12 protein-coding genes and 1 tRNA gene are annotated in these 17,210 nt (G+C 73.2%); 6 read left to right on the top strand and 7 right to left on the bottom strand.

Annotated elements, in window-relative coordinates:
- Positions 1 to 34: 34 nt before the first annotated feature.
- Positions 35 to 712: a hypothetical protein gene (locus tag VEL82_05320; GenBank protein ID HXW67274.1), complete on the bottom strand. Its 678-nt coding sequence runs from the start codon at positions 710 to 712 to the stop codon at positions 35 to 37.
- A 102-nt stretch (positions 713 to 814) separates the two neighbouring features.
- On the opposite strand from VEL82_05320, the gene VEL82_05315 reads away from it, so the two are divergent.
- From VEL82_05315 to VEL82_05305, 3 genes are all read left to right on the top strand, one after another.
- On the top strand, positions 815 to 1,366 hold the full coding sequence (locus tag VEL82_05315; protein HXW67273.1) for a DinB family protein: 552 nt from the start codon (positions 815 to 817) through the stop codon (positions 1,364 to 1,366).
- A gap of 12 nt (positions 1,367 to 1,378) precedes the next feature.
- Positions 1,379 to 2,071, top strand: a complete 693-nt coding sequence (locus tag VEL82_05310) for an epimerase (GenBank protein ID HXW67272.1) — start codon at positions 1,379 to 1,381, stop codon at positions 2,069 to 2,071.
- Positions 2,072 to 2,585: 514 nt separating this feature from the next.
- Positions 2,586 to 4,361 (top strand): DUF885 domain-containing protein, encoded by a 1,776-nt coding sequence (locus tag VEL82_05305; GenBank protein ID HXW67271.1) that lies wholly within the window; start codon positions 2,586 to 2,588, stop codon positions 4,359 to 4,361.
- Here the strand turns inward: VEL82_05305 and VEL82_05300 are convergent.
- The 4 genes from VEL82_05300 to VEL82_05285 all read right to left on the bottom strand — a co-directional run bounded on the left by VEL82_05300 (position 4,358) and on the right by VEL82_05285 (position 11,318).
- Positions 4,358 to 5,281: a zinc finger Ran-binding domain-containing protein gene (locus VEL82_05300; protein HXW67270.1), complete on the bottom strand. Its 924-nt coding sequence runs from the start codon at positions 5,279 to 5,281 to the stop codon at positions 4,358 to 4,360. The two genes, VEL82_05305 and VEL82_05300, sit on opposite strands and share 4 nt — an antisense overlap.
- Before the next feature lie 378 nt (positions 5,282 to 5,659).
- The gene (locus VEL82_05295) at positions 5,660 to 5,875 is read right to left on the bottom strand and encodes a hypothetical protein (GenBank protein ID HXW67269.1); all 216 of its coding nucleotides are present in this window, start codon (positions 5,873 to 5,875) and stop codon (positions 5,660 to 5,662) included.
- Positions 5,872 to 6,612 carry a hypothetical protein gene (locus VEL82_05290; protein HXW67268.1) on the bottom strand — a complete coding sequence of 247 codons (741 nt, stop codon included), beginning with the start codon at positions 6,610 to 6,612 and terminating at the stop codon, positions 5,872 to 5,874. Before VEL82_05290 ends, VEL82_05295 begins: the two co-directional genes overlap by 4 nt.
- Before the next feature lie 71 nt (positions 6,613 to 6,683).
- On the bottom strand, positions 6,684 to 11,318 hold the full coding sequence (locus VEL82_05285; protein ID HXW67267.1) for a class I tRNA ligase family protein: 4,635 nt from the start codon (positions 11,316 to 11,318) through the stop codon (positions 6,684 to 6,686).
- Between the two features lie 135 nt (positions 11,319 to 11,453).
- Between VEL82_05285 and VEL82_05280 the strand changes: the two genes are divergently transcribed.
- The gene (locus tag VEL82_05280) at positions 11,454 to 11,840 is read left to right on the top strand and encodes a translation initiation factor IF-5A (protein HXW67266.1); all 387 of its coding nucleotides are present in this window, start codon (positions 11,454 to 11,456) and stop codon (positions 11,838 to 11,840) included.
- Positions 11,841 to 11,968: 128 nt separating this feature from the next.
- Here the strand turns inward: VEL82_05280 and VEL82_05275 are convergent, their stop codons facing one another.
- The gene (locus VEL82_05275; GenBank protein ID HXW67265.1) at positions 11,969 to 12,178 is read right to left on the bottom strand and encodes a hypothetical protein; all 210 of its coding nucleotides are present in this window, start codon (positions 12,176 to 12,178) and stop codon (positions 11,969 to 11,971) included.
- Between the two features lie 129 nt (positions 12,179 to 12,307).
- Here VEL82_05275 and VEL82_05270 point away from each other — a divergent pair, with 129 nt between their 5' ends.
- Positions 12,308 to 16,510: a hypothetical protein gene (locus VEL82_05270; GenBank protein HXW67264.1), complete on the top strand. Its 4,203-nt coding sequence runs from the start codon at positions 12,308 to 12,310 to the stop codon at positions 16,508 to 16,510.
- On the opposite strand, the gene VEL82_05265 is transcribed toward VEL82_05270, so the two are convergent.
- Positions 16,507 to 16,962 (bottom strand): hypothetical protein, encoded by a 456-nt coding sequence (locus tag VEL82_05265; protein HXW67263.1) that lies wholly within the window; start codon positions 16,960 to 16,962, stop codon positions 16,507 to 16,509. The genes VEL82_05270 and VEL82_05265 overlap by 4 nt on opposite strands.
- A gap of 112 nt (positions 16,963 to 17,074) precedes the next feature.
- Between VEL82_05265 and VEL82_05260 the strand changes: the two genes are divergently transcribed.
- Positions 17,075 to 17,178 (top strand) — tRNA-Glu (locus VEL82_05260).
- Positions 17,179 to 17,210: the final 32 nt, after the last annotated feature.

Raw genomic sequence — 17,210 nt, 5'->3', positions numbered from 1 at the left:
GGGCTGCCCCATCGGCCGCCGCGATCGCGTCAGATCAGAGGACCTGCGCGGCCGCGACGGTCACGTTGAATCCTTGCGCGATCGGCCCGATATCGACGACCGCGAACTCGAGGACCAGGACGATCGCCTGCAAGCAACCGCCCGTCGGGCTCGAGTCGTTGCCGACATAGAACGGCGGCCCCGAGTTCGAGTTCGAGGCGACCACGGAGACCAGGCGGAACGCCTCCTGCGAGGAGGTCACGCCGGTGATCGCGTAGCGCGCGCTGCAGTTCGTGGAGCCCTCGATGAGCGCGGCCACGCCCACCCCAAGGTTGGGCCCGACGGCGTAGGTCGTGCCGGCGTCGAGGTCGCTCGGGCAGTCCGCAGCGTACCAGCGACATACGTCGCTGCCGTTGGGGGCACACGACGCCACCCCGCCGGTCTCGTTGACCGTGCACAGCGCCGAGCTGCCCGTGTAGCTGACGTTGAAGGCCACCATATCGAACGCCGGACCCGGTGCCGGTGGTCCGCTGCTCGGCCAGCGGATCACGCCCGTCACGAACAGCGAACCGGCCACGATCAAGACGATCGCGACGAGCACGAGCATGAGACCCAGGATCCGGCTTCGGCGCATCCCGCCGCTCGTGCCGGCGGACCCGTTCTCGGACGGGGACGAGCGGGCCTCCGGGTCCGCCGGCTCGGACGTCGCGGTCTCGGTGGGGACCGGTGCCACGATTACGATTGTCGAGCCGAGCGTACTTTAATCCTCCGTGACGCGCGCTCGGCCGGTGCTCCGGGGCGCAAGGCCTTCATGCGACCACGGGCTGCCGAGTCCATGGCCCGGGTCCCGCCGAGACCGGCCCCGGTTCTGTCGCCGGCCCAGGCTCGGGAGCTGCTCGAGTACGATGCCCGCGTGTTCCGTCGCTTCGTCCGGCGCGTGCGCCGACTTCCGCTGCGCGCGGCGCGCCGCCACCGCGAGATCGGCCACCAGTCGCTGTTCGACACCCTCGTCCATATCCTGAACGTCCACGAGGTCTGGTTCGGGTACATCGCCCTCGGCCGCGCCTCGGATCCGGAGCTGGAGGCGCTCTTCGCCGACCGCCGGCGACGCCCCCGGGACTGGCGCGGGTTTGGCCGCTACGACCGGCGGGTCTGGGCGACGGTGGATGCGTTCCGACGTCGGCTCACCGCGCGGGGGATGACCCGCCCGATCCACGTCTTCTGGATGCCCGGACGCTACGTCGTCTCGGACGCCGTGCTCCAGGCGACCTTCGAGCAGGCCCACCACCTCGGGGAGATCATCGGGGCGTTGTGGCAGGACGACATTGAACCGCCCGAGATGACCTGGATCCGGCTCGCGCGAGGGCGACCCCGGCGCCGAGGCTGAACGGAGCGCGCCGTGAAGGTCGTCGTATTCGGCGCCACCGGCATGGTGGGGCGCGGCGTGCTCCGCGAGTGCCTGCTCGACCCGTCGGTGAGCGCCGTGGTCACGGTCGTTCGTCGCGCGACCGGCGTCGCCGACCCGAAACTCGCGGAGCTCGTGCGACCCTCGGTGGCGGATCTCAGCGGCCTCGTCGGGCCGCTCACGGGGCTGGATGCGTGCTTCTTCTGCCTCGGCGTCTCGGTGCTCGGTAAGAGCGAAGCGGAGTACACGCGCACCACCTACGACCTGACCCTCGCGGTCGCCTCCACGCTCGCGGGCTGGAATCCGGGCCGGCTGACGTTCGTCTACGTCTCGGGCGCCGGCACCGACAGCAGCGAGCGCGGTCCGCGGGTCTGGGCCCGGGTGAAGGGACGGACGGAGAACGCGCTCGCTCGGCTTCCGTTCCGAGCGGTCTACTTCTTCCGGCCGGGAGCGATCCAACCCCGCCACGGCATCCACTCGAACACGCTCGCCTACCGCATCGTCTACGCGATCCTGTGGCCGTTCTTGCCCCTGCTCCTTCGGGTCGCACCGGGCTCGACCACGACGACCGACCGGGTGGGCCGGGCCATGATCGCCGTGGCCCGCGGGGGAGTGCCCGGTCCGATCGTCGACACCCGGGCGATCAACCGGCTCGGCCGCGACACGGCGGGCGCACCCTCGAGGTGATGGGCCGCCCGGGGGCACGGCTCGCGTCGTTCGGTCGATGGGCCGGGCGCCGCAGCGGCCCCGGCCGCTTCAACAAGACCCGCCCCCGTTACCCCGTCGTGTTCTCCGACGGAGCTGGCGGATCCCGACGGGGATGCCGCTGTCACGATGAGGCTCCGGCACCGTCACACCGCGCCCAGGGCTCTCCGGCGACTGACCCCCGCGCCGCGCGGCCGGGGCTCGCACCTCCGATTCGCCGCGGGCGGTCCCTTCGAGCGGGACGCGTGCCGGGAGGTGAGCACTCTGAACGCGTAGCGCGCGGACGTCGAGCGTGCGGTCGAGGACTTGCGGAGCGTCGGGGAGTCCTCGTGGGTGAGTACCTCGTTGCCTCGCCCGCCGGCGCACCGTCGCGCCGCAGGCATACGCACCCGCTTTTCGGAACGGCCCCGCCGAAGCGGGCCGATCACGACGGCACGCGCCGCGGTCAGGGTTCTTAAGAGGGTCCCGGCTACGGCGCGATCGGGGCGGTCGGTAGATGGCCATCGGACCTTCGAGCGGGGCGGCGGGCGACGCGAACGAGCGGTTCCGCGCGTACCTCGCGGACGACTGGCGGCAGTGGATGGTCGAGGTCCCCGAGATCGCGACCGTCGTCGGTTTCCCGGGGCAGAACGACCGCTGGACCGACGACTCGCCCGAAGGGATCGCGCAGCGCAAGCTCCACCTCACGACGAGCACGGCCCGGCTCGGCGAGTTCCGCGCCGAATCGCTCGGCCCGAGCGAGCGGACGAACTTCCATCTCTACCGCCGACTCCTCGACCTCGCCGCCATCGGCGTCGGATTCGGCGACGATCCGATGCCGTACCACTTCGGATGGCCCCACAGCCTATGGATGCCGCTCAACCAGATGGACGGCCTCCACCTGTCCGCGGGCCAGCTGTTCCCGATCGCCCCGCGCTCGACCGTCGCCGACGTGGAGGCGATCGTCGCGCGCATGAAGGGGCTGCCGGCGGCGGTCGAACAGAACCACCGTCTCCTCGAGGAGGGGCGGCGGGCCGGGATGATGCCCTCGCGGGCTGGGATCCGAGGCCTGCCCGACCAGGTCGCGTCGCTCGTGCCCGAGGACCCGACGCAGAGCGCGATCTTCGAGCCGTTCAAGAACCTCGGACCCGGAGTGCCCGACGCCGAGCAGCGCCGCCTAACCGAGGAGGCGCGTCGGGCGTACGCCGAGGGCGTCCGTCCTGCGTTCGTGCGGCTCCACGAGTACCTCGTTCGCGACTATGTCCCGGCGGCGCGCGAGACGGTGGGGCTGTCCGCGTTGCCGAACGGGAGGGCGATGTACGAGCACCACGTCCGCTGGACCACGACCACGGAGCTCACGCCCGAGCAGATCCACGAGATCGGCCTGCGGGAGGTGCGGCGGGTGCGCGCCGAGATGGAGGCGCTGATCCAGTCGACGGGGTTCCCCGGGAGCTTCGGCGAGTTCTACCGATTCCTGCGGACGGACGTCCGGTTCCACGCGTCCAGCGCGGGGGATCTCCTCGATCGGTTCCGCGTGGTCGCCAAGCGGATCGATCCCGAGCTCGCGCCGCACTTCGGCCGGCTGCCGCGCCTGCCCTACGGCGTGGCAGCGATCCCGGACTTCTCGGCCCCCAGCAGTCCCGGGGCCTACTACCAACCGGGCGCGCCCGAGTCGGGACGCGCCGGCATGTTCTACGCGAACACCTACGATCTCCCTTCGCGGCAGACCTGGCGGATGGAGGCGCTGACGCTCCACGAGGCGGTCCCGGGACATCACCTGCAGATCGCGCTCGCCGCGGAGCTCGAGAACGTCCCGGAGTTTCGCAAGCACTCCGGCGAGACGGCGTTCGTCGAGGGGTGGGGGCTCTACGCCGAGAGCCTCGGGAGCGAGCTCGGTCTCTACCAGGACCCGTACTCCCGCTTCGGGTCGCTCGACTTCGACATGTGGCGCTCGATCCGACTGGTCGTCGACACGGGGATGCACGCGCTCGGCTGGAGCCGCGAGCGGGCGATCGACTTCTTCCGCGAGAACACGGGCATGGCCGACCTCGACGTCCAGGTCGAGGTCGACCGCTACATCGTGATCCCCGGCCAGGCGCTCGCCTACAAGATCGGCCAGCTCAAGATCCGCGAGCTGCGCACGCTCGCGGAACGGGCCCTCGGCCCGGCGTTCGACGAGCGGGCGTTCCACGACGTGGTACTGCTCAGCGGGGCAGTCCCGCTCGGCGAGCTCGAGGCGCACGTGCGCGCGTGGATCGATCGACGGGGGCGGAGCGCCGAGCCGGGGCGCTAGCCGCCGGTGGAACTCGGCGCGACCGGCACGCTCGCCTCGTGCATCGGTCGCTGGCAGTACGAGCAGATCTTCGCGCGGGCGGAGTTCTGGAAGCCGCACGACGGACAGGCGACGGACGCGCTCGTCTGGGTCTTCACGACCGGCACCGGGACCGGGGCGCGTGCCGCGGGGTTCGGCGACGGCGGGGCGGTGTAGCCGTTGCCGTTCGACGAGGAGGAGGCGCTCGTCCGGATCGTGGGAGCGTAGACCGGCGGCGTCAGGGTCGCCCGGCCCCGCGACGGCACCACCGCGCGGGCGCGCCGCGGCCGCCCGGTCGCCGGCGCGCTCCGGGCGAGCGGGCGCACGATGAACGTGAACAGCGCGACCGCACCGCCTCCGACGAGCCCGCAGTACCAACCGGCGCTGGGTCCCCACAGGGACGACGGACCCGCACCCCAGAACGAGGTCGCGGGGCTCGAGCCGCCGGCCGTCGTGCCGACGAACGAATCCCCGCTGCCGAACGCGGCCGGCTGGACCACCGCGAGGGTGGCGGTGATGCCGATCAGCAGGATCGCCGCGAGGAGGCCGAACCGGGGCACCCAGCGCGAATAGAAGACCGCCCCGTCGCGGCGGCCGAAGACGGCGAAGGCGACCAGAAGCGCCGCGAGACCGCTGAGGATGACGGCGATGATCGCCACCCCGGCGACCAGATCGTAGAGGGGCGCGATCGCCCCGCCGAGCGCGGAGTAGGGGTTCGCGCCACTGGTGAAGCCGCCGCAGGAGGCGCCCATGCAGTTGATCGAGTACGATCCGCCGAGCGGGAACAGCCAGGTGTCGGTGTGGCCGCCCTGCGAGGCCGCGAACTGCCACCAGGGGAGGGCCAGGGCGGCGATCCCGAGCGCGACCGCCGCGAGAAATCCGAGCAGGATGAGGCGATCCATCCGCGTCGCCTGCGTCCACCACCGGGGCCCGAGCGGGACGGACAGCGTCGGGGGCGCGGGGGGGACCTCCGCCGGCGGCGGCGGTGGAGGCGGAGGGGGCGGGGGCGCCTCGGTTGGCGTTGCGCCGAGCGGCCCACCGAAGGGACCCGGATCCGAGGACGCCATGGTTCAGGCCGAGCCTCGGCGGTGCCACCGCCGCGCGCACCGCGCGCGGCGATCGGGCCGCGGAACCGGCGGGGGGCCCCGAAGGACCTCGCTCACGCGTATTTGAGTGGCGGCACCCCCGTTTAAAGGTCACCCTCGGAATCCTCGGGGCCCCGCGGGGCGAAACGTGCGTTGCGTGCGGCGGCCACCCCGCGGGCGACTCGTCGGACCGAGTCAGTCCGGGCCGGCCGGGTGACGCTCCAGGTAGCGGCGTCCCAGCGCCCATCCCAGGCCGGCGAAGATGACGCCGCCGATCACACCGGCGATGACCAGGTACAGAATCGCCGTCAGGAGCACGCTGAGGCCGAGCAGCCCGAGCTGCTGGGCGAGCAGGACCGAGCAGATGCCGAGGACGACGCCCGCGGCCGCACCCGAGCCGGTCGCGCTCACGGGCCCCCGGTGGGTGGCGGGCTAACGTCGGTCGGCGGCGGAGCCTCCTCGGGCGCCGGGGCGGGCTCGGCCGGAGCGGGCGCCTCGGCAGGACCCTTCGGAGGGCGACCGAGCGCGGCCTGCTTGCCGACCGTCGCGATGCCGTAGATCTCGTAGATGATGATCAGGATCAGAACGATCGGTAGCAGGGCGCCGACGTAGAACGGCGCCGCGACCAGCACCCAGAACGACTCGCTGAACATGGTCGTACCGTTCGAGGCGAGCAGGCTCGCCGTGAGCTCGTAGCTCCCCTCCAGGATGTACTGGAGCGAGCCGGTCGACCAGTTCATGTCGAACGAACCGGACGTCGCGGGAACGGCGACCGAGTCGAGGATGTCGCGGGTGGCGAGCGCGAAGCCGAAGTAGTAGATCTGCAGCCGGGCGTCCGTGATCTCGTACATCGGCGCGCCCGCCAGCGCCGACGAGCTCCAGGTGTAGTGCACGTCGACGGTCTGTCCGAAGGAGATGCTCGCAGCGGCCGTCGGCGCGGAGTAGTTCGCGACGTCGGCCCCGTTCCAGGTTACCCGCGCGGTGATCGCCGGGTCCGCGTAAGGTCGGGCGACCGCGACCGGCGCGCGGGCGGGGGCCGCGACGCTCGCGGCCGGAAGCACGATCGACACGGCCAGCAGCGCGACCAGGGCGCTGGCGAGCGCGATGCGGCCACCGGGCCAGCGCCGACGCCCCGAGGGCTCCGCCATGGCGCGCGCCACCCGTGTTGTGGGATATCTACCTTTGCCAGCGGAGGCCCAGTCCTCCGCGGCCCGCCCGTCTAACCGGACGCACCGGTCGGGGAGAGCGCCACGGTGAACCGCTCCAGCTCCGCGGCCGAGAGCAAGCGGGGATTCAGGTGGACCCAGACGCGGGCGGCGTGCTCGCGCGCGAGCGCGTCGAACGCGGTGAGCACCGCGACCACGCGCTCGAGGCCATGCAATCGCACCAGGTACTCGACGCCCTCCAGGAAGAACACGGTCGCCCGGCCCTGGCTGACCGCGTGGGAGAGGAAGGCCGAGAACCCCTCGAGGTCGGTCGGCTTCAGCGTCGCCCCGCGCCCGATGTTCGTCAGCCAGCGGATCTCGACCGGGCGCGAGCCGGCGTAGGCCCGCACGCGCTCCGGAGAGTCCCGGACCACGCAGATCCCGAGGTGCCCGGCCGCGGACGCGTCGAGGAATCGCTCCAGCGACGGGAAGTAGCTCACGCCGACATCGAGCTCGACACCCCCCGTCGGCGTGGGGACCACGGGCGCGAGGGGGACCGAACCGGTGTCGAAGATGTCCGGCGGCAGGGTCGCCTCGCCGGTCGGCACGGGTGGCGGCGGAGGGATCGGGCCGGTTCGCGGCTCCGGGCTCGGGCCGGGCGACAGGGGCGGGGGCGCGGAAGGGACCGTCACCTCGGGCGCGGCCGCGACGGGCAACGGCTCCGGTGCCCCGGTGACGGGCACCGGGCTCGGCGGTTCCGGAGCCGCCTCGGGGTCTGCGTCGTGGTCGGGGGAGCCCGTCGGCCCAGCCCCGGGCGAGAGCGGCGGGCCCGTCGGTTCGGACGGCGTCACGGCCTCTCCCGCCGGTGCTAGCCCATCGGACGACGGCTCGGGCATCGGTTCTGACCCCGGCACGACCGCGCTCGTTCCCGGGGCGAGCTCCACAGGCGAGGCTTCGGGCTCTGGCGCCACGGAGATATCGGATCCGGTCGCCGTGACGGGCGCCAGCGCGTCGGCGGGCGCGGGAGGTGGAGTCGCCGGCCACCCCTCCGGAGGCGACGCGGGCCCGAGAGGTACTGCTCCGGTATCGCCGGCCGGCCGCCCCGAGATCTCCTCGGGACCGGGTAGGGCGGCCACCTCCTCCGGGGGTGGCAGAGCGAACTCCAGCGAAGCGTCGGCCGGTCCGGCCGGCAGCGCGGCCTCCGGCGGCGGTGCCGAAAGCGCGGGCGGGCGGGGCTCGATCCGCTCCGGTACCTTCGGCGCCGGGGTCACGATCGCCGGCGGCGCCACGGCGACGGAGCCGAACGGGACCATGGGTGGCTCTCGTTCTGGTAGCGGTGGAGGAGCGTTCCGGGCCGGATCGGGAGAGGCGAGCGGAACGTCGGTAGGGAGCTCGGGTCGGGTCCGAGCAACGGCGGCGCGACGGGCGCGCGGCGCGCGCGGAGGCACGGTGCCCCCGAGGTGCTCGACCAGGCTCGCGGCGACCGGCTCGCCGAAGCCGGGCAGCCCCACCAGGGTCTCCCACGGGGCGTGGCGGAGATCCTCGACGCCGTGCAGCCCGGCCTGCCAGGCGCCGCGCAGCTTCGAGGGTCCGATCAGGGCTCCGCCCATGATCTGGTCGACTTCCGCGCCGAACGCCCGGATCGCCGCCTCCTGGGCGAGGAACTCCTCGCTCGAGTAGTCGATCGCCGCGGGAGCGAACGAGCTCGGAAGGAACGCCGGTCGGACGCGGGCGCCCTTCTCCCCCGACGGCGCGCGCCGGCGCGCGCGGGGTCGCGCCGCGTCGCCCGAGAGATGGAACGACCACCCCACTCCCTCGCTGTCGCGGCCGGACTCCCGGCGTCCGGGCGGGAACTCGCGATCGGAGGCGACCAACCGCAGCTCGGCCAGACCCAGGTAGCCCGCGATCGTGACCGCCTCTGCCGCGAGCTCCTTCGACAACGGCTCGCGTGCCACGACGAGGGCCACGGGGGGTGTCGAGCGCTCGGCCCGGGACGCCCGGGCGCGGCCTGCGAGGCGCTCCACCAGCCGGAACGCGTCGGATGACAGCGGGGGGGGACCCGGTGCGGGCAGCGGGGTGGTCGTGGGAGCCTCGACGTAGAGCTCGCCGTCGTTCCAGCGCACCGGCCGCACGTGCTCGGGCAGCACGTCGACCCAGTCGACCATCGAGGGAAGGACCTGCGTGGGCTGGCCGCTGATCTGGACCGAGAAACCCGAGGCGCTGCCATCGGTCCACTTGCGCTCGGGCATCCGCCGGAGCAGGTGGATCAGCTGCGCCCCCCGCGCACCGTACACGCGCTGGATCTCCGATTCGACCGGCTTGAGCAACCGACGCCGGCCGGTCCACGGTGAGGAGGGGGAGGCGACCTCGATCTTGCCGAGCCGGCCCATCCGCTCGAGGATCGGCGCCTCGGCCCGATACGCCTCGGCGATGGGGTCGGTGGGAAGCACGAGGACGGCGGACGGGAGGAGCGCCTCCGGGGCGATCCCGTGCGCGCGCCGGAAGCGATCGAGCGCCCCGAGGACTGATCGCCACCGGTCCCACGCCTTCGCCCGCTCCTCGTCCAGCAGCGCGCGGTCCGCCGGGGCCACGGTCTCGGCGAAGACGCTCGCCCGCCGGGGAGCGAGCCGCGCGTGGATCGACTCCGCCGTGTGGGGGGCGATCGGCGCGAGCAGCAGGCTCGACTGCGCGACGATGTAGAGGAGGGTCCGCTGCGCACCCCGCTTGGACAGGGCGGTCGCCGATGGCGCGAGGCGGCCGGCGGTCCACTCGCGGTAGACGTCGAGATCGTTCTCGAGGAACCGGAACAGCCGGCGATGCGCGAGCGCGGGCGTGCCGCGATCGTACTCCGCGACGGCCTGGGCGCGCATGCGCTCGAACCGCGCGAGCAGGGCGCGATCCTCCGGTTCGAGCTCGGCGAGCGCGCCGGCGATCGGTGCCCCGTAGCTGGGCAGCAGGCTCGGGTCGATGGCGCCCACGATCTCCTCCGAGGTCCGGGCGAATCGGGCGAGCCGTTCGCGCTCCTGCCGACAGCGCGGTCGGAAGCGGGCGGTGCGACCCTCGGCGGCCTCGCTCCGGACGAGGGCCGCGCGCACCGCGTCCGGCCCCAGTTCGTCGATCTCGGCGGCCAGGTCGATCTCGGGAAGGGTCGGCAGGACCGTCAGGCGCATCTCGGTGACCGGGGCGGACGTGCCGCTCATCGCCGCCAACTGGTGCACGAGCGCCGGTGCCCGGCGACGATCGTTGAGATACAGGCGGACCGAATCGGAGCGGGGGAGCGGGTCGAGCGCGCTCCACGCGGCGGCGGCGGCCTCGAACGCCGGCAGCAGGCGGCGCGCGACGGGGCGTCGGCGTCCCCCACAGACGCAGCGCTCCCCGGCGCCGTCCGGGGCGTCGAGCCGGTCGCACGAGCCGCACTCGAGCAGTCGGATCGCCGCGGGATCCTCCGAACGCGCCGGTTCGCTGACGGGCCAGGGCACGGTCTCGATCCGCTCGATCGGCCGGTCGTTCGGCAGCAGGCTGCGGTAGAGGGCGCGGGAGGCGGCGGGCAGCCGCGAGGGCTCGAGGCACCACGCACGGCCCGGCGCCCACACGAGCCCGGTGCCGCAGCGCGCGCAGTGCGGGACCCCCCGTCGCACCCGAAGCCGCGCGAAGATCGATCCGTCCTCGGCGAGGTCCCGCGCGACGAACTCGTCGCCGCTCTCGAGCTCGAGTCCCGCGTACTTGTGGACGAGCATGATGTCGAAGCGGCCCTTCGGCGTGATCAGGGGCCAGCCGGGGACTCCGAGCCGCTCCGCGATGCCCGCGTCGGTCCCGCCGTGACCCGGCACGAGGGGCACCACTCCCGTGCCCGTGTCGGTCACCTCGGCGATCGATAGGATCGTTCCCGCCGGCGGCTCGAGGCCCCCGCCGAGCGGGAACTCGTGCCGGAGCGGGTGAACGTACGGGGTGCCCTCCCAGTGACGACCGGGCTGCTCGTCCAGGACCTCGATCTCGGCGCCGGGGAGCCAGGCGCGGATACGATCGAGGGACGAACGGGCGGCGAAGATCAGCTCCTCGTCGCCCCGCCGGCGAAAGCGGGCGATCACGTACGGACGATCGGGGTGGACGAGCAGCGCGCTCGTGCCGAGGAGCCGCCAGGCCGAGTCGGCCCACACCAGCGCGTTGACGGTCCGATCCCCCGAGGTGAACGGGAACCGAACGAGCAGGGTGTCGCCGGCCTCCTCCTCGTACACGATCCGCTCCGGGTCCCGGACCAGGGCGCACGCCGGGCAGACCCGCAGCGCCACGTCGCGCACCGCGAGCGCACCGAGGCGAGCGAGCCGGCCCGCGATCGCCTGGATGCCGGCCGTGCGCGGCGCCGCGTCGAACGGCCGGCCGTCCGATCCACCGACCCAGACCCCGAGCCGCTCGAGCAGGGATTCGAGCGGCAGGTCCGCTCGTGGAGGTCCCGAGTCCTCCCGGCGCAGGAGCCCCCGGGCCCGTCGGCCGAGCAGCGCGAGCGCTCTGGCGTCGACGTCGCTCGCGAGGGCCCGCTGCACGGCGAGCACGCCCGCTTCCTGTGGGGCGAACGCGCCCTCGAGCCCGTGGACGATCGGGCCGTCGGTCCCGCCCAGGATCGCGTTGGCCGGTGGGAAGTGCTCGCGCTGCCAGAGCGCGCGCGCCTCGCGGACCGCGGTGGGATCCGATCGCACAGAGGACGGGAGCATCGAGATAGCCCAGGTCGTCGGAAACGATGGTGCGGTCGAGGATTAAATCCTCGGCTTGCTCAGGCCCGGGGCGCACGGCTCCACCCCAAGAGTTATGGCGGAGGGACCCTCCCCGCCGGACCGAGAGGCACCCGCATGGCCTGGACGCAGCAGGAGGTCCGCGAGCTCAAGGAGGGCCGCTACATGATCATCGATGACGAACCCTGCCGGATCCTGAGCATCCAGATGTCCAAACCGGGAAAGCACGGTGAGGCGAAGGCGCGCATCGATGCGGTCGGCCTGTTCGACGAGCGCAAGCGGTCCGTCGTCTTCCCCGTCACCCACAAGGTGCAGGTGCCGATGATCGGCAAGCGCCAGGCGCAGGTCGTCTCGCTGAGCGGCTCCGAGGTACAGTTGATGGACCTCGAGACCTATGCGATGTTCTCGATGCCGGTCGAGGCGGACCTCCAGGGCCAGCTGTCGCCCGGTAGCGAGGTCGCGTACGTCGACGCGATGGGCAAGCGCCGGATCACGCGCAAGTAGCCCGGCCGTGGATCGGGCGCTCCGGCCGGCGACCGGGGCGCGCCGGCGCTCTCGGTTGGTTTATAAGGGGGCCCGGGCATGAAACGACTGCCCCGGGAAGCGGATCGCCTTTCTACCGTCCGGGGGGTCTAGGGGGGAGGTCCACGTCGGGAGGTGGCGGAGGGGGCGGCGTCCCGTCGTCCCGACTCGCCCGGATCCTCCAGGAGAAGGCCGAGACGCTCAAGAAGCGTCGCCAGACCGGCGAGGCCCTGCTCAAGGAGGCCGACGACCAGGTCAAGGTACTCGAGGAGCTGGCGATCGCCCCGTTCGAGGCTCCCGAGCGGCTCCAGCAGCTGCACGAGCTCGGCCGCCGCTCGGACTGGGACGGCGTCGAGCTGCAGGCGAAGGCGCTCAACGAGTACCTCGGGCAGACCGTTCCGGCCTCGATCGAGAGCCGGCGCCGTCGCACGGTCGATGTCGCGCAGAGCTTGGCCGGCGTCGGGATCCAGATCTCCCCCGTGCTCAAGGCCGAGCTCGATAGCCTCGAGCATCCGCCGTCGGGGGTGCCCTGGGCCGACACGGTCGGCCGACTGAAGCGCGTCGAGGATGGTCTCGGCGAGCTCCAGCGCTCGTACGTCGACGTCGAGCGCCAGCGCGCGCTCGCGGTCGCCGGCTGGGCCGAGCTGTCCGCCGCCCGCCGGGCCGAGTTCTCCAAGCGCCTCGAGGCCGCGGCCGCGCCCGCCGGCGAGGGTCGCGTCGCCGAGGCGATCGACGGGATCCGCCGGACCCTGCGCGACGGCCTGCCCGAGGCGGGGCGGCGTCGCGAGGAGACCCGGGAGATCGCGCGGAAGCTGGTCGCCATCGCCACCGAGTTCACGACCGGCACCGGCGCGCTGGAGGCCGCGATGCGCGCGGACCAGGAGGCGCCGCCCGAGCGTTGGCCCGAGACCGTCCGAGGGATCGAGGACGCGATCGTGGAGACGGGGGAGACGCTGCGCGAGCGCGGATCCCAGGCGCTGGATGCGCTGAAGATCGCGCTCGCCGCGACCCGGGAGTACGGTGTCGATCCGACGACCGCTCAGCAGGCGGTCGAGGAGGCGGCCGCCCGCATCTCGACCGCCTCGCCCCTCGAGATCGCGCCGCTGCTCGCCGAGGCCCGCCGCGTCGCGGAGGAGCCGATCGTCTCCGTGGTCGCCGGGCTGCTCGACGAGGTGCGACCGCGCATCGCCGAGGCGCGGCGGCTCGGCCGCGACCCCACGGAGGTGTTCACGGCCATGAATCGGGCGCGCGAGGCGCTCCGCCTCAAGATCTACTCCGAGGCGCTCGCCGCGAGCCAGGAGGCCGTCGACCGCATCGCCCAGATCACCGAGGACCTGGAGTCGGTCCGCGAGGAGCTCGCGGCGGTCGAGGAGATGTTCGGCCGGCTGCGCCGGGCCGGCTTCTCGACCGAGCCGTTCGACCCCGCCCTCCAGCGCGTACGCGCGCAGCTCGAGCGCGCCGACACCGACGGCGCGCGCGCCGGGCTCCAGCAGGCGATCCTGCAGGTCGGGCGGGAGGCGCTGAAGTACTTCCTGCAGCGGTGGACGGAGCTCGATGCGGTGCGAGCCTACGCCCGCGATCGCGGGTTCCTGCCCGAGAACGTCGACCGCGAGCTCACCGAGGTCCGCGGGCTCCTGGACGCGGGGCAGCTCGCCGAGGGCGTCGAGCGGTTGGCCGCGGTGGAGGTCGCCCTGCGCACCGCCGCCGAGCCGTTCGTGGCCCGACGCATCGAAGAGATGGAGAAGGGCTTCGCGGACATCCCGGACGAGGCGCTCGCCGCGCCGATCCGACGGTTGCTCGCGGACGCCGATGTCACGCTGCGCGTCAAGCAGGACCTGATCGCCTCGATCGAGAGCCTGCGACGGGCGGAGCGCGACTTCTCGGCGGTGTTCGCGGCCCACGCGAGCGCGCTCGTCGAGGAGCTGGAGGCCGAGAACCGCGTCCTCGAGGAGATGGGCGGGGCCGGCGACGAGATCCAGCGCCAGATCGACGAGGTCCAGCAGATCTTCAACATGGGCGACTTCGTCCAGGCCTCGCGGGCGAGCCAGGAGATCCGCACGCGCGCGCGCCAGCAGCAGCTCCTGCGCAGCGAGGAGGCGGTATCGCACGCGAAGCTCGCGCTCGTCGAACTCGAGACGATGGGCCTCGACCTCGCCAAGTTCCGCGCGCAGCTCGAGGAGGCCCAGGCGTCGGCGCGCGCCGGCGAGTACGCCGGCGCCTACAAGGCGGCGAGCCGGCTCGAGGAGAGCGCCGCCCGCACCTCGGCACAGGCGCTGGAGATCGTCGAGGGGCTGGCCCGCGCCCAGGAGCTCCTCGGCCACCTCCGCGAGAGCGGCGCGGACCCCGGCCCGTTCTACGAGGCGTTGCGCGAGTCGCGCCTCGCCTTCCAGGCGCTCGACTTCGAGGGGGCCCGTGCCCACCTGGAAAAGGCGCTGGGCGGTCTCGCCGACGAGGGCGCGCGGGCCGAGACGAACCGCCTCCTCGCGGACCTCGAGCGCCTGATCGAGGACGGGCGACGGCTGGCGGTCCCGATGGAGCCGTTCGCGGCCCGGCTGGCCCAGCTCAAGACCGAGCAGGCGACCGCGCCCCCGGGCGCGACCCAGACCGCCGCCCAGCTCGTGCACGACGACCTCGTCGCGATCCTGCGGCCGGTGCTCGAGGAGAACCTGCGCGGTCTCGAGCGGGACCTCGACATCGCCCGGGGGGCCGGCGTGGACGTCGACAAGATCCTGGCGCCGCTGGTGGAAGCCCGGCGCCGCATCACGCTGCCCGTGCCCTCCGGCGCCGCGGCCTTGCTCGACGAGGCCCGCGCGGAGTTCGTCGACACCCGCGGCTTCGTCGAGCACGCGCAGCGGGTGGCCAAGCGCGCCCGCGACGCGCTCGCCGAGGCCGAGCTGCTGCACGTCGAGACGCCCGCCCTGCGCGCCGCGATGGAGCGGCTCGAGGCCGAGCTCGCCCGCCGCCACTACGGACGGGTCATCGAGCTCGGGGGCCCCCTCGAACGCGACCTGCTCCAGTCGACCTATCAGCACGTGTCGAAGACGCTCGCCGGTTTCCAGGCGATGCTGACGCGCCTCAAGCGCGAGGGCAGTGACACGACCGTCGCCGAGAACCTCCTCCACCAGGCCCGGATGGCGCTCGACGACGGACGGGCCGTCGAGGCCCTGCAGCTCGCGGCGCGCAGCGAGTCCGAGCTCGAGCGCGCGGAGCTGCAGCGGCGGATCGCGGAGGGCTCGCTGCAGGCGACCGAGCGCTCGCTGGCCCGCGCGATCTCGGACGGGCTCGTCGCCACCGGACCTTCCGACGAGCTCGCCCGCGCGAAGGCCGCGTTCCAGGACCACGATTATCCCGGCGTGCTCGAGCGGACCCTGGCGGTCTCCGACGCGCTCGGTCTGCTGCGGGAGAACCATCGCCGCGCGAAGGACGCCCTCGCCGCCGCCGAGCGCCAGCTGGCCGAGGCCGCGTCGCTCGACGCCGAGGCCCAGGAGGCCTCGGCCCGCCTGGAGGACGCGAAGCGCCTCGCCGATCTCGGCCAGTATCCGGAGTCGATGCGGGCCGCCCGCGAGGCCACCGAGATGGCCCGCTGGGCCATCGAACGGCTCTTCGCGGCCCCGCTCGGCGAGCTGCGTCGGCTGGTGGAGCAGGCGCGACGGGAGAAGCTCGCGGGCGAGGTCGATCTGCTCGAAGCGATCGTCGCCGAGGCCGAGGGCGCGCTGCGCGCCCGGGAGTGGAAGCACGTGAGCGAGGCGATCGACCGCGCCGAGCTCGCGGGCCGCCGCGCCTTCGAGACGGTCATCGATTCGCGCTGGCGCGAGGTCGAGACCGAGGTGCTGCGCGGCGGGCCGGTCGCCGCCGGCGAGTCCGCCCGGCGCGACGAGGTGCGGCAGCGCCTGTTCGAGCTGCGCGGCCGCCGCGAGTTTGCCGCCGCCCTCGACCTCGTCCGCACCGAGCTCGAGATCGTGCGCCGCCGGCGCCGCGAGCTCGTCGAGACGCGGATCGCCGAGCTCAAGAACCAGCTGTGGGTCGGCGAGCGCCTCGGCTTCGACACGACGCCCGTCATGCAGACGTTCAGCGAGGCGCGCAGCGCCGCCGATGCGGGCAAGCTCGAGGAGGCCGAGCGCCTCCTCGGGACCGCGATGCCCGCGCTCGAGCGCGCGGTCCGCGAACCGTTCGTGCGGCGCCAGAAGGACGTCCAGACCGAGCTCAACTTCGCCCAGGAGGGCCTCCACGTGAGCGTCGGCCCCGTCCAGGAGCGCATGCGCGAGGTCGAGGTCCTCGACCGGACCGGTCGGCTCCTCGACGCGGCGCGGATGCTGCTCGCCGTCGAGGAGGAGCTGAACCTGCGGAAGTCGCTCCACCGCGAGCTGCTGAACCTGCACTACCTGATCGACGCGGCGCTCGCGCGCGCCCAGCAGAGCCACCTGGACACGAGCCGGGCCCGTCAGCTCCTCGCCGAGTCGATCCGCCTGCGGGAGACCGACTACGCCGCGGCGCTCGAGCGGGCGCGCGAGGCGCTGCGCCTGCTGCAGGAGGAGCCACCGGCCTCGGCGGGGACCGGCAGCGGTGGGGCCGCGACGGCGGCGGGTACCCCGCCGGTCTCGCCGAGCTTCTGGCCGTTCCGGCGGCCCCCCGCCGAGACCAAGTCGTCCTAGCTCGATCCGAACATGGTCGCGGCGCCGATGGGCGGAAGACCCGGGGGTCCGCGGGGAGGCCCCAGCGGCAGGCGGTCGTACTCGACCGTGTGCTTGATGCCGCGGCGCTTGAGGAGGACCGACACCTGCTCGGTGATCTGCACGACCTCCTGGCAGCGGGCCGGCTTGGTGAAGTAGAACTCGGCGCGCTTCTCGTCCGCGAGCGGGAAGATCAGGCGCAGGCCGAAGGCGTCCTGCCGGTTGTAGCCGGCGGGCTTGCGGTCCCCTTTCAGGTCGCGCAGGTTCTCGTCGAGGAGCACCTCGGGGAGCAGCGGGTCGGTCTCCTTGACGAACGGGCGGTTCATCTCGGCCACGCGGCGGTGGATCTCGGGATAGACGCGAACGAGGTCCTTGTACGACCGCTTCACGTCCAGCAGGATGTGGCCGCTGCGCGCCTTGACCGGAGGGGTCACCGCGCGATGAGAGGAAGCCCGGCTTCTTCAACTGTTCGGCCGAGGCCGGCGACGGCCCCGGGGGCGCGGGCCGAGAAAGGCTCAAGGACGCGGCCCTCTACGGAGCCCGGGCGCTCCCGTAGTCTAGTGGTCAAGGATAGAGGCCTCTCGAGCCTCTGACGCGGGTTCAAATCGGCCGGGCGGCTGGGCCGGGCCGGGAAACTCCCGCCGGGAGCACCTCCCCGACACCGGCGGCGTCCCCCCTCGAG

This window comes from Thermoplasmata archaeon, assembly GCA_035622275.1.
Taxonomy (GTDB): Archaea; Thermoplasmatota; Thermoplasmata; order Lutacidiplasmatales; family UBA184; genus Lutacidiplasma.
Note: the sequence above shows the minus strand (reverse complement) of the source record. Positions and strands in the feature narration are given on the sequence as shown.